The 11,908-nt window shown below is 72.3% G+C and carries 12 protein-coding genes and 1 other RNA gene; 8 read left to right on the forward strand and 5 right to left on the reverse strand.

Translation table 11 applies throughout. The features are described from left to right. Nucleotides 1-35: 35 nt before the first annotated feature. Together upp and WBG79_RS14980 are read right to left on the reverse strand one after the other, a co-directional pair. Nucleotides 36-671: a uracil phosphoribosyltransferase gene (gene upp / locus WBG79_RS14975; protein WP_337357997.1), complete on the reverse strand. Its 636-nt coding sequence runs from the start codon at nucleotides 669-671 to the stop codon at nucleotides 36-38. An 88-nt stretch (nucleotides 672-759) separates the two neighbouring features. Further along, on the reverse strand, nucleotides 760-1,386 hold the full coding sequence (locus WBG79_RS14980) for a LysE family translocator (RefSeq protein WP_337357998.1): 627 nt from the start codon (nucleotides 1,384-1,386) through the stop codon (nucleotides 760-762). A gap of 153 nt (nucleotides 1,387-1,539) precedes the next feature. Here WBG79_RS14980 and WBG79_RS14985 point away from each other — a divergent pair, with 153 nt between their 5' ends. The 4 genes from WBG79_RS14985 (at nucleotide 1,540) to WBG79_RS15000 (ending at nucleotide 6,751) form a co-directional block, all read left to right on the forward strand. Beyond that, nucleotides 1,540-2,799, forward strand: coding sequence for a GTP cyclohydrolase II (locus WBG79_RS14985; RefSeq protein WP_337357999.1), 1,260 nt, complete (start codon nucleotides 1,540-1,542; stop codon nucleotides 2,797-2,799). A 185-nt stretch (nucleotides 2,800-2,984) separates the two neighbouring features. Further along, nucleotides 2,985-4,250: a URC4/urg3 family protein gene (locus WBG79_RS14990; RefSeq protein WP_337358000.1), complete on the forward strand. Its 1,266-nt coding sequence runs from the start codon at nucleotides 2,985-2,987 to the stop codon at nucleotides 4,248-4,250. A gap of 65 nt (nucleotides 4,251-4,315) precedes the next feature. Then, complete coding sequence (locus tag WBG79_RS14995; protein ID WP_337358001.1) at nucleotides 4,316-6,229, forward strand: LTA synthase family protein; 1,914 nt, start codon at nucleotides 4,316-4,318, stop codon at nucleotides 6,227-6,229. 93 nt (nucleotides 6,230-6,322) lie between these two features. Next, nucleotides 6,323-6,751: a hypothetical protein gene (locus WBG79_RS15000; protein WP_337358002.1), complete on the forward strand. Its 429-nt coding sequence runs from the start codon at nucleotides 6,323-6,325 to the stop codon at nucleotides 6,749-6,751. Here the strand turns inward: WBG79_RS15000 and nudC are convergent. Continuing rightward, the gene (gene nudC / locus WBG79_RS15005) at nucleotides 6,748-7,740 is read right to left on the reverse strand and encodes an NAD(+) diphosphatase (RefSeq protein ID WP_337358003.1); all 993 of its coding nucleotides are present in this window, start codon (nucleotides 7,738-7,740) and stop codon (nucleotides 6,748-6,750) included. The genes WBG79_RS15000 and nudC overlap by 4 nt on opposite strands. Next, entirely contained in the window at nucleotides 7,740-8,156 is a 417-nt protein-coding gene (locus tag WBG79_RS15010; protein ID WP_337358004.1) for an HIT family protein, read from the reverse strand. Before WBG79_RS15010 ends, nudC begins: the two co-directional genes overlap by 1 nt. 130 nt (nucleotides 8,157-8,286) lie before the next feature. Here WBG79_RS15010 and ffs point away from each other — a divergent pair. The 3 genes from ffs (at nucleotide 8,287) to WBG79_RS15025 (ending at nucleotide 10,807) form a co-directional block, all read left to right on the forward strand. Further along, nucleotides 8,287-8,383: signal recognition particle sRNA small type (gene ffs / locus WBG79_RS15015), an RNA gene on the forward strand. 84 nt (nucleotides 8,384-8,467) lie between these two features. Beyond that, nucleotides 8,468-10,444 (forward strand): DNA polymerase III subunit gamma/tau, encoded by a 1,977-nt coding sequence (locus WBG79_RS15020; protein WP_337358005.1) that lies wholly within the window; start codon nucleotides 8,468-8,470, stop codon nucleotides 10,442-10,444. 42 nt (nucleotides 10,445-10,486) lie between these two features. After that, nucleotides 10,487-10,807, forward strand: coding sequence for a YbaB/EbfC family nucleoid-associated protein (locus WBG79_RS15025; RefSeq protein WP_337358006.1), 321 nt, complete (start codon nucleotides 10,487-10,489; stop codon nucleotides 10,805-10,807). Between the two features lie 57 nt (nucleotides 10,808-10,864). Here the strand turns inward: WBG79_RS15025 and WBG79_RS15030 are convergent, their stop codons facing one another. Continuing rightward, nucleotides 10,865-11,050: a hypothetical protein gene (locus WBG79_RS15030; RefSeq protein WP_337358007.1), complete on the reverse strand. Its 186-nt coding sequence runs from the start codon at nucleotides 11,048-11,050 to the stop codon at nucleotides 10,865-10,867. A gap of 153 nt (nucleotides 11,051-11,203) precedes the next feature. Here WBG79_RS15030 and recR point away from each other — a divergent pair, with 153 nt between their 5' ends. Continuing rightward, nucleotides 11,204-11,824: a recombination mediator RecR gene (gene recR, locus WBG79_RS15035; RefSeq protein WP_337358008.1), complete on the forward strand. Its 621-nt coding sequence runs from the start codon at nucleotides 11,204-11,206 to the stop codon at nucleotides 11,822-11,824. Nucleotides 11,825-11,908 lie beyond the last annotated feature (84 nt).

The following is an 11,908-nucleotide window of genomic DNA, read 5'->3' on the forward strand; positions in this document are numbered from 1 at the left end:
CCTGGCCTCCAGGGGACGTCGGGCGGGCGCGGCGGTCACTTCGTCCCGTACATGCGGTCGCCGGCGTCGCCGAGGCCGGGGACGATGTAGCCCTTCTCGTTCAGGTGCGAATCGACCGCCGCGCAGTAGATCGGCACGTCCGGGTGGGCGCCACGCATGTGCTCGAGGCCCTCCGGGGCGGCGAGCAGGCAGACGAAGCGGATCGTCCGGGCGCCGCGCTCCTTCAGGCGGTCGACGGCGGCGACGGCGGAGTTGGCGGTCGCCAGCATGGGGTCGAGCACGATGACCAGGCGGTCGCCGATGTCTTCCGGGGCCTTGAAGTAGTACTCGACGGCGACCAGCGTCTTCGGATCGCGGTAGAGGCCGACATGGGCGACGCGGGCGGAGGGGACGAGCTCCAGCATGCCCTCGAGGAGGCCCATGCCGGCGCGCAGGATGGGCACGAAGACCAGCTTCTTGCCGGCGATCTTCGGGGCCATCATGGTGGTCAGCGGCGTCTCGATCTCGACCTGGGTCATCTCGAGGTCTCGCGTCGCCTCGTAGCAGAGCAGGAGCGAGATCTCGCGCAGGAGCTGGCGGAAGCTCTTGGTGGAAGTCTCCTTGTCCCGCATCAGGGTCAGCTTGTGGCTGACCAGCGGGTGGTCGATGACGGTCACGCCGTCGCGGTTCATGCGCGCTCTCCCGAACTGTCCTCACGCGCGAGCCTAGCCCACGGAAAACGCTGAGGCAAAGCGGGCGGCCCCGGAATCCACGCCTCGATCACCCGGCGCGCGCCAGGGCGAGCTTCACGCCGAAGCCGACGAAGACGGCGCCGGTCAGCCGGTCGAGCGTGCTGAGGACGGCGGGGCGGGCGAGCAGGCGGCCGACCGGCACGGTGGCGCCGATCAGGACCGCGAAGACGAGGAGGCTCAGGAGCACGTGGACGGCGGCGAGCAGGAAGGACCAGGCCGCCACGCTCGCGCCGGCGGGCACGAACTGGGGCAGGAAGGTGACATAGAAGACGCCGACCTTGGGATTGAGGAGGTTGGTGAGGAAACCCCGCCGCAGGGCGTCGCGGCCGTCCCGGGCCGGGTCCGGCCCGGTCGCCTCGAAGCGGCCCCGGGGCGAGACGATGAGGCCGAGGCCGACCCAGAGGAGATAGGCGGCCCCCATCCATTTCAGGAGCGTGAATCCGACCTCGGAGGCGGCGATCAGGGCGCCGAGGCCGACCGAGACGAGGGCGCCCCAGGCGAGGCAGCCGAGCGCGATGCCGAGGGCGGCGAGCGCGGCCGGCCGGGCGCCGCCGACGGCCGCCGTGCGCAGCACCATGGCGGTGTCGAGGCCGGGCGTGAGGGCGAGGAGCCCGGCCGCGAGCGTATAGGCGAGGAGGGACGGCGCATCCGTCACGGCAGGGTCTCCGTCGTGTGCGAACAGGAAGGCTCCGGCCAGCCGACCGGCACCGCCCGGCCCACCCGCGCCAAGCCCCTTCCCTCGCTTGCGAAAATCGGGCAGACTGGTCGTTTATTTCTGGGGAAAGACCCTCCAAGGGGCACTCGCGTCATGACCACGCCGAACAAGACGAGTCACATCCGCCTCACCTCCCATCCAGGCACAGGCGCGCCGCAGCGCTTCCCGATCCGATGGGGCGCCGCGGATCCTCGAGAGCGCGGACCGGTGATCGGCACGGTCAGCCGGCCCGGGGACCGGAACGTGATCGGCACGCATGGCGGGGCCTACTCGCTCTACCGGGCCCTGGCGGTCGCCTCGGGGGCGCTCAACCCGATCCAGCGGCCCGACCTCACCAATACGACGCCGCCCGTCGAGATCGGACCCTACCCGCAATGGTCCGTGCCGGGCAAGATCGTTTCACTCGATCCGTTCGGCCACCGCGTGGCGCAGATCTTCGCCCCGGAGATCGCCGAGGGGATCGACATCCGGCCGACCATCGCGATCACCAAGGCGCGCCTCACGCTGCCCGAGCTGACCGCCGACACGGCGCGCGGGCGGCTCAAGGTCGACGGCGAGATCGTCCGGCCGCAGGGCGACATCGCGGTCACCAAGGCGGCGATCGACCCGGTCTGGCACCTGCCCGGCATCGCGGAGCGGTTCGGCACCAGCGAGGAGAACCTGCGCCGGATCCTGTTCGAGCAGACCGGCGGCATCTATCCGGAGCTCGTCACCCGGCCGGACCTGGAGCTCTTCCTGCCGCCGATCGGCGGAATCACGCTCTACATCTTCGGCGACCCGGGGGCGCTGTCGGACCGGCGCCGGACGCTCGCCTGCCGGGTTCACGACGAATGCAACGGCTCGGACGTGTTCGGCTCCGACATCTGCACCTGCCGGCCGTACCTCGTCCACGGGATCGAGGAATGCGTGAAGGAGGCGCAGGCGGGCGGCGCCGGCCTCATCGTCTACAACCGCAAGGAAGGCCGGGCGCTCGGCGAGGTGACCAAGTTCCTGGTCTACAACGCGCGCAAGCGGCAGGAGGGCGGCGACCAGGCGGCCACCTATTTCGAGCGGACCGAATGCGTCGCCGGCGTGCAGGACGCGCGCTTCCAGCAGCTCATGCCCGACGTGCTGCACTGGCTGGGCATCACCCGCATCGATCGCTTCGTCTCCATGTCGAACATGAAGTACGACGCCATCGTGGGGTCCGGCATCGAGATTGTCGAGCGGGTCCCGATCCCCGACGACCTCATCCCCGACGACGCCAAGGTGGAGATGGAGGCCAAGAAGGCGGCCGGCTACTTCTCGCCGACCGGCGCCCCCTCGGCCGACGACCTGAGCGCCACCGTGGGACGCCCTCTCGACCGCTATTGAGGGCTCCCACCGGACCGGCGTTAACCCGCCGTTGACCGTGCCGCCCCAGAGTCCTGTGGAGACCCGGACCGGCCGGACCGGCCCCGGCGCTCCGCCCCCGCCCCCCGCTTCCGGCGGCCACGGCCGCGGCCCATCCGCCGCGGCGCGGCGCCCCGTTCCCGAGTTCCGCGCCCAGGAGGGCCCCCATGTCCACCCCCGCCTCCCCGTCCGGCTCGGCCGCCGCGCTCGCGTCCGCCGGCCGCAGGCTCCTGTCGGCCCGGGCCGTGCGGGAACGCGCCGGCATGCTCCTGCAGCTCGGCCTGTCCAACGCGCTCGACCACTTCTCGGTCGACCTGAACCGGCTCGATCCGGCCGCCGACTACGTGCTGCGCGTCATCCGCTCCAACTACCCGAACCTTGCGGTCCCGCCGCATTCGCGCTGGCGGCACTTCGAACTCGGCGAGGTGGACCGCTGGGGAGAGCTCGCCGGGGGGCGGGAGTGGGCGGACAGCGCCGATCTCGGCCGTGCGGCGGTCGACCTCGCCTTCGTGTCGGTGCTGCTCGACGCGGGGGCGGGCCCGCGCTGGGCCTACGCGGAGGCGGCCACGGGCGAGACCTTCGCGCGCTCGGAGGGGCTCGCCATCGCGAGCCTGGTGATGTTCGCGAGCGGGGCCTTCTCGTCGAGCCCCTACGATCCGATGCGGGCGGACGCGCGGGCGCTCGCCGGGCTGACCATGGAGGAGCTCTCGGACGGGTTCCAGGTCTCCAACGGGAACCCGCTGGTCGGGCTGGAGGGCCGGCTCGGCCTGATCAACCGGCTCGGCCAGGCGCTGGCGGCACGGCCGGACGTGTTCACGGCGCCGGACGGGCTGAGGCCCGGGGGTCTCGTCGACCATCTGGTGCGCCGGTCGACGAACGGCCGGATCCCGGCCGCCGAGGTGCTCGAGGTGCTGCTCGACGCGCTCGGGCCGATCTGGCCGGGCCGCTACGCGCTCGGCGACGTGCCGCTCGGCGACACCTGGCGGCATTCCAAGGTGCTGGTCGGGGATGCCAGCGACGGCTTCATGCCGCTGCACAAGCTGTCGCAGTGGCTGACCTACTCGCTGATCGAGCCCCTGGTCTGGGCGGGGCTGGAGGTGGTCGAGCTCGACGGACTGACGGGCCTGGCGGAGTACAGGAACGGCGGATTCCTGATCGACATCGGGCTCCTCAAGCCGCGGGACCCGCAGGCGCTGAGCCGGTCGCACAGGCCCGAGGAGGAACTCGTGGTGGAGTGGCGCGCCCTGACGGTCGCGCTTCTCGACCGGATCGCGGAGAGCGTGCGCAAGCGGCTGTCGCGCACGCCGCAGAGCTTCCCGCTCGCCTGCGTGCTCGAGGGCGGGACCTGGTCGGCCGGGCGGCGGATCGCCCGGGAGAAGCGGCAGGACGGCAGCCCGCCGGTCGTGATCGACAGCGACGGCACGGTGTTCTGACCGGCGGGCCCAAGCTGACGAGCGCGTCAAGCAAAGGCGCGCGGCTTGGTGTATGAGGCGCAGCCATGACGCTCCTCGCCCGCCTCGCGCCCTTCGCGGCGATCTTCTTCACCGCCACCACGCTGACCCGGCTCGTGCTCGCGCTGAGGGCCGGCCCGGACGCGATCGAGGGGGCGGCGGACGCGGCACGGATCGTCGTCACGGGTGTCTGGTTCGACATGGTGGTGTTCGGCGCCTTCGCGGTGCCGGTCGTGCTGTGGTGGATCCTGCTGCCCCGGCGCCTGCACGGCGGGCGCACCGACCGCGCCGTGACCTATGCCGGCTTCTTCCTGTTCCTGATGCTGACCGGCTTCACGGCGATCGGCGAGCAGCTGTTCTGGACCGAATTCGCGTCGCGCTACAATTTCATCGCGGTCGACTACCTCGTCTACACGACCGAGGTCATCGGCAACATCCGCGAGTCCTATCCGGTCTTTCCGCTCCTCGCCGGGCTGGCGGCGGCCGGGCTCGCGGTGACCTGGGCTCTGCGCCGCCTCGTCATGCCGGGCGCGACCGCGCTCGGGATCCGGGCGCGTGCCGGGATCGGCGGGCTCGCGCTGGCGGTCGTCGCCGCCGGCCAGCTCGGGGCGACGATCGAGACGGCGGAGCGCGGGCGCAACGTGCTCGCCGACGAGCTGGCCAAGAACGGCGTCTTCGCGCTGTTCCACGCCTTCTGGCACAACGAGATCGACTACGACCGCTTCTACCGGACGATTCCGGAGGCCGAGGTGGGGGCACGCGTGCGCAGGCTGCTCGCCACGCCGGATAGCCGCTTCGAGACCGCCGACCCGGCCGACGCCACGCGGACGGTCAAGGCGCGCCCGGGCGGCGCCCGGCGCAAGAACGTCGTCTTCGTGGTGATGGAGAGCCTGAGCGCCGACTACATGGCGCATTTCGGCAACACGCTCGGCCTCACCCCGAACCTCGACCGCCTCGCCGACGAGGGGCTGTTCTTCGCCGACGCCTATGCGACCGGGACTCGGACCGTCCGCGGGCTCGAGGCCGTGACCCTGTCGGTGCCGCCGACGCCCGGGCAGTCGATCGTGCGCCGGCCGGGCAACGACAACCTCTATTCGATCGGCAGCGTGTTCCGGGACCTCGGCTACGACACCCGCTTCATCTACGGCGGCTTCGGCTACTTCGACAACATGAACGGCTTCTACCGGGCGAACGGCTTCGGCATCGTCGACCGGACCGACATGGGCCGGGACGAGATCCGCTTCGCCAACGTCTGGGGGGTTTCCGACCAGGACCTCTTCGCCCGGGCGATCCGCGAGCAGGACGCCTCGAATGCGGCCGGCCGGCCCTTCTTCTCCCTGATCATGACCACGTCGAACCACCGGCCCTACACGTTTCCGGAGGGCGAGATCGACGCGCCCCAGAAGGAGAAGACGAGCGGGGTGAAGTATGCCGACCACGCCATCGGCTCCTTCCTGAAGGCGGCGCGCGAGAAGCCGTGGTTCGCCGACACGCTGTTCGTCTTCGTCGCCGACCACACGGCGGGCAGCGCCGGCAAGGTGGAGCTCGCGCTCGAGAAGTACCACATCCCGATCATCGTCTGGTCGCCGGGCTTCGTGGCGCCGCGCCGGCACGACCGGGCCGTCAGCCAGATCGACCTCGCCCCGACGGTGCTCGGGCTCCTCGGGCTCGACTACCGCAGCCGCTTCTACGGCCGGGACGTGCTCGCCGACCCGGAGCGGGACAGCCCCGTGTTCGTCGCCACCTACCAGAAGGTCGCGCTGGTGCGCGGCGGCGAGGCCGCGATCCTGGAGCCGAATCGGCGCGTCACCGGGATCCGGGACGGCAAGCCGGTGCCGGAGGCGGCGCTCGACCGCGAGCTGGTGGCCGACGCGGTGGCGGTCTACCAGTTCGCCGCGGACTGGCGTCACCGCTCCGCCGCGATCCCGACACGCGCCGGGACGGCCAGCGCGGCCCGGTGAGGCGCCCCCTCACGGCTTGCCCTTGAATCGGACGGGCGCCGGCCCGATCTCTCCCCCGAAGCGGGCCGACGCGGCCCGCCGCGGAGGTCCCGGTTGCGCACGTTGCTCTGGATGATCGGCTGGTTCTCGACGGCGGTCTGGTCGGTGGTCGCCTGGAGCGCCTATGGGGTGTTCGGCCTTTTCACCGGGCTGGCGCGCAGCGCCAGCAGCGGCGACGTGCCGGGCTTCCCTGTCGAGCCCTGGTCGGGGGCCTGGCTGATGGACGTCGTGCACGGCCTGGGCTGGAGCGTCTTCCTGGTCGTCTGGCTCGGCGTCTCCGCGACGATCCTCGGGACGACCTGGCTGCTCGCCGCGATCTTCACCCGGCCGAAGCCGCGCGCGCTGCCGGCCGGCGGACCCTGGCCGCCCTCTGTACCGCCGCCGGGGCCCGGCGGGCGGACGGTCTTCTCCGACATCGAGCGCCTGTCGCGCGAGGCGCGGGACGGCACGCGGCGCAACGGCTCGCGACCGCCGGGCCGCTAGGCGCGCCCGGCGTCGATCCAGTCGCGGATCAGCGTCCAGGCGATCGCATAGGGATTGGCGGCGAAGAGCCCGTCGGGGTGCGTCCGGGCGAGCATCGCGGCCGCCTCGGCGCGCGAGAACCAGCGGCAGTCCTCCAGCTCCTCCTCGTCGCGGCGGATGTCCGTCGTCAGCGCCTCCGCCATGCAGCCGATCATCAGGGTGGAGACCATCGGCCAGGGCTGGCTGGCATGGTAGGCGACGCGGCCGACCCGGATGCCGGCTTCCTCGTAGGTCTCCCGGCGCACCGCGGCCTCGATCGTCTCGCCCGGCTCGATGAAGCCGGCGAGGCAGGAGTACATGCCCGGCGCGAAGCGGGCCTGCCGGCCGAGCAGGCAGCGCTCGCCGTCGGTCACCATCATGATGGCGACCGGGTCGGTGCGGGGGAAATGCTGGGCCCCGCAGACCGGGCAGTCGCGCCGGTAGCCGGCGGCGGCGGGGACCGAGGCCGCGCCGCATTTCGAGCAGAAGCGGTGGGACTCGTGCCAGCCCAGCAGCGAACGGGCCTGGGCGAGCGCGCCCATCTCGTGGGCGGGCAGGACGCCCTGCAGGGCGAGCGAGCGCAGGTCGATCAGCTTGAACGGGCCGCCCTCGCGGTTGGCCGCCTCGACGCCGGCCGGCTCGGCCGGCACGGTCGCGGCGAACCAGGGCGTCGGGCCGGGCAGGTCGCCCGCGATGTCGTCGCCCTCGTCAAAGCCGAGGAGGACCGGCTCGGCGAGATCGGCGCCGAGGCTCTCGGCGACGACGCGGTCATGAGCGGCGGTGAGGCGGCCGGGGTCGCGCAGCGAGACCACGGGGCGGTCGGCGGCAAAGAGAACGAAGCGGGCGTCCGGAACGGCGAGCTGGGCCCGGAACCAGGCGGCGTCGCCCCGCTTCTCGGAGAGGCGGTCGAGCCGGTTGCCGGCGAAGCCGACGCCCGCAGAGGCCTCCTTCGGCGGGAAGACGAGCGGCATCAGGCGGCTCCCCGGGCGAGGGCGGCGCGCAGCGCCTCCGCGCGGGCGGCGAGCGCCGCAGGCTCGTAGCGCATGCGCGGTCCGCCCCACACGGGGCCCGGCCAGGCCGGGTCGCCCTCGTCGCGACCGACCACGTGGACGTGAAGCTGGCGGACGATGTTGCCGATCGCCGCGACGTTGAGCTTGAGGCAGCCGGAGACCTGCTTGACCGCGGCCGAGACGCGGTTGATCTCGTCCAGGAGCCAGCCCTGGTCGTGGCGCGACAGGTCGGTGATCTCGACGAGACCGGCCTGGCGAGGGATGAGCATGACCCAGCAATAGTGGGCGTTGTCGAACAGCCGGGCGGTCGAGAGCGGCATCTCGAGGATGGGCACGGAATCGCCGGCGAGGCGGGGGTCGAGCACGAAGTCGGTCATGGTCCTTACTACGACGTCGCGCCGCCGAAGGGGAGAGGGGACGACCGCCGGCGGGCGTTTCGCGCGCCCGCGGGCGACCCGTGCAAGAGACCCTTGCATCCGGCGTCGCGATCCATGATATGTGGCCGCGGGAGGTTGGCTGTGGACGTCGCCACTCGCCAACCTGGTCAGGTCCGGAAGGAAGCAGCCAAAACGGGTCGGGCACGGGTCGCGTGTCAGCCTCCCACCTCTCACTTCGGAAGGTTGTCCGGTCCGGGCGGGCCTCGCGGCCGGCACGACGGCGAGCCCGGCGACCGAGGGCCAGGACCCGCATGGACGGCCTCTTCCCGACCGCTGACGAGACCCCCGCGACGCAGCCGAAGACCGGCGCCTACCGGGTGCTGGCGCGCAAGTACCGCCCGCAGAGCTTCGACGACCTGATCGGCCAGGAGCCGATGGTCCGTACCCTCTCCAACGCCTTCGAGACGGGCCGCATCGCGCAGGGCTACATGCTGACCGGCGTGCGTGGGGTCGGCAAGACGACCACGGCCCGCATCCTCGCCCGCGCGCTCAACTACGAGATCCCCGGCACGGTCGACCGGCCGACCATCCACATGCCGGAACCCGGCGTCCACTGCCGCGCCATCATGGAGGGGCGGCACGTCGACGTCATCGAGATGGACGCGGCCTCGCACACGGGCATCGGCGACATCCGCGAGATCATCGAGGCGGTGCGCTACAAGCCGGTCTCGGCGCGGATGAAGGTCTACATCATCGACGAGGTCCACATGCTGTCGACGGCGGCCTTCAACGGCCTGCTGAAGACGCTGGAGGAGCCGCCCGAGCACGTGAAGTTCATCTTCGCGACGACCGAGATCCGCAAGGTGCCGGTGACGATCCTGTCGCGCTGCCAGCGCTTCGACCTGCGCCGGATCGAGGCGGACGTGCTGGTCCGGCACCTGCGCCGGATCGCGGACGCCGAGCGGGTGACGATCGACGACGAGGCGCTCAGGCTGGTGGCGCGGGCCGCGGAAGGATCGGTGCGCGACTCGCTGTCGCTGCTCGACCAGGCGATCGCGCATGGCGAGGGCGGCATCACGGCGGATCAGCTGCGCGAAATGCTCGGCCTCGCCGACCGTAGCCGGGTGATCGACCTCTTCGAACACCTGATGCGCGGCGACGTGGCGGCCGCGCTGACGGAGCTGCGCGCCCAGTACGACGTCGGCGCCGACCCCGCGGTGGTGATCGCCGACCTCGCCGAGTTCACCCATTTCGTCACGCGGCTGAAGCTCGTGCCGGGAGCAGCCGCGGACGCGGCGGCGTCGGAGGCGGAGCGGACGCGCGGGGCCGCGCTCGCCGAGGGTCTGTCGGTCAGGATCCTGGGGCGGGCCTGGCAGATGCTGCTGAAGGGCTACGACGAGGTGCGCGGCGCCCCGAAGGCACTGCCGGCGGCCGAGATGGTGCTGGTACGGCTCGCACACGCGGCGGACCTGCCGACGCCCGACGAGGCGCTGAGGCTCCTGAAGGACGCCGCGCCGGCAGGCCCGGCGACGGGCGGCGACGGCGGCGGCCCGCGCGGCGGGGGCGGAGCCGGGCCGGCGTCGCTCGGCCGGGTCGACGCGCGCGCCGGACAGGGCCTGCCCGAGGGACGTCCGATGCCGCGGCTGGTGGCGGGCGGCGGCGAGGCGGTCGGGCGCGCCCAGGAGGCCCGGCAGCCGGAGCCGCAGGCGCAGCCGGTCGCCCCGCCGTGGGAGGAGCCCGCGCCGGCGGCGGCGCCCAGGCCCGTGCCGCCGGCTGCGCCGGGCGGAGCGGAGCGGCATGTGGGCACGCTCGAGGACATCGCGGCGCTGGCGGCCGAGAAGCGCGACATCCGGCTCAAGATGGCGGTCGAGCGGCAGGTCCGGCCGGTGCGGATGGAGCCGGGGCGGCTCGAGGTCGCCCTCGCCCCCGAGGCGCCGCGGGACCTGGCGCAGGACCTGTCGCGCAAGCTGACCGAGTGGACGGGCCTGCGCTGGATGGTGATCGTCTCGCGCGAGGAGGGCGGGGCGACCATCGCGGAGACGCGCGAGGCGCAGCGCAACCGGCTGGTGAGCGATGCGCGGGCGGATCCGCTCGTCGCCGCGGTGCTGAAGCGCTTCCCGGGAGCGGCGATCGTCGACGTGCGGGTGAACCGCTCGCCCGAGGAGGAGGCGGCCGCGGCCGCCGCGGGCGTGCCGGCCTTCGGCGACCCGCAGGGCGAGGACCTGCCGGCGGACGCCTTCGCGGTGCCGGTCGATCCGGACGATCCGGGCTGGTCCCCGGACGACTGATCCGCTATCTCCCCCCGACGAACCGGCCCGGAGAGGATGCCCATGGACTTCCTGAAGATGATGAAGCAGGCGAAGGAGATGCAGAGCCGCATGTCGGGCCTGCAGGACGAGCTCGCCCTGATCGAAGTCACCGGAGTGTCCGGCGCCGGCCTCGTCACCGTGACGGTGACGGGCAAGGGCGAGATGAAGTCGGTGAAGATCGACCCGTCGCTCATGAAGCCGGACGAGGCGGAGATCCTGGAGGATCTGGTGGTCGCGGCGCACCGGGACGCGCACGGCAAGGTCGAGCAGGCGATCCAGGCCAAGATGGCGGAGCTCACCGGCGGGCTCGGCCTGCCGCCCGGGTTCAAGCTGCCGTTCTGAAGCCCGCGCCGACACGGGCCGGAGGGCCTTGCCGCTTGCCGTCGCCCGGTGGCCCGGTCAGGCCGTCCTGTCGACCGTTCGGCCCATGCCGGCCGGCGCCGCGGCCTTGGCGGCCGCCTCCTCCTCGCGCTTCCTCGGGTCCTCGGCCTCCCGCCTCGGCTTCGTCTGGGTTTCGAGGCGTGTCTTGCCGCCGAGGTCGATCAAATGCGGCCGCTGCTGGCCGCCGCTCGCGTCGGTTCTCACGGGTTCCCCCCTTTCTTCTCTGGACCCGGGGAATGGTGCAGATCCGGGTACCGGACCGATTGAGGAATTCGCTAAAATTGAACGGATCGGCTTCCCACATGCAAAGGCCTGCAGCCGTCCGCATGGTTGGCCCGGAATAGCGAAGGACCCCCGATGACGAAGCGGATCGCCGGCCCGGAGATCGAGCGCCTGATCCAGCTCCTGGCGCGCCTGCCGGGGCTCGGGCCCCGCTCGGCGCGTCGGGCGGCGCTGCAGCTCATCAAGAAGAAGGAGACCCTCCTCGAGCCGCTCGCGCGCGCCTGTACGGAGGCGGCCGAGAAGGTCCGGGTCTGCTCGGTTTGCGGGAACATGGACACGGTCGACCCCTGCAGCCTCTGCCGGGACGAGCGCCGGGACGGGCGGACCATCGTGGTGGTCGAGGACGTCTCCGACCTCTGGGCCCTGGAACGGGCCGGCGTGATGCAGGCGCGCTACCACGTGCTCGGCGGCGTGCTGTCGCCGCTCGACGGAATCGGGCCGGGCGAGCTCGCCATCGACAGCCTGGTCGAGCGCTGCCGGTCCGGGACGGTCTCGGAGGTAATCCTGGCCGTCAATGCCACGGTCGAGGGGCAGACCACCGCGCATTACGTGACCGACCAGATCGCCGCGCTCGCCGGCCAAGGGATCGAGATCGCGGTGACGCGGCTCGCCCACGGGGTGCCGGTCGGCGGGGAGCTCGAATATCTCGACGACGGCACGATTGCGCAGGCCATGCGGGCGCGCACGCGGTTCTGAGCCGCGCATTCGGATCCGAGGCCCGCACCGAAACGGAATCTCAAGCCCGCCCTGCCAGGATGGTTCTGCGGCCGAGGGGCCGCG

Origin of the sequence: Prosthecomicrobium sp. N25, from assembly GCF_037203705.1 — a bacterium.
Lineage (GTDB): Bacteria > Pseudomonadota > Alphaproteobacteria > Rhizobiales > Ancalomicrobiaceae > Prosthecodimorpha.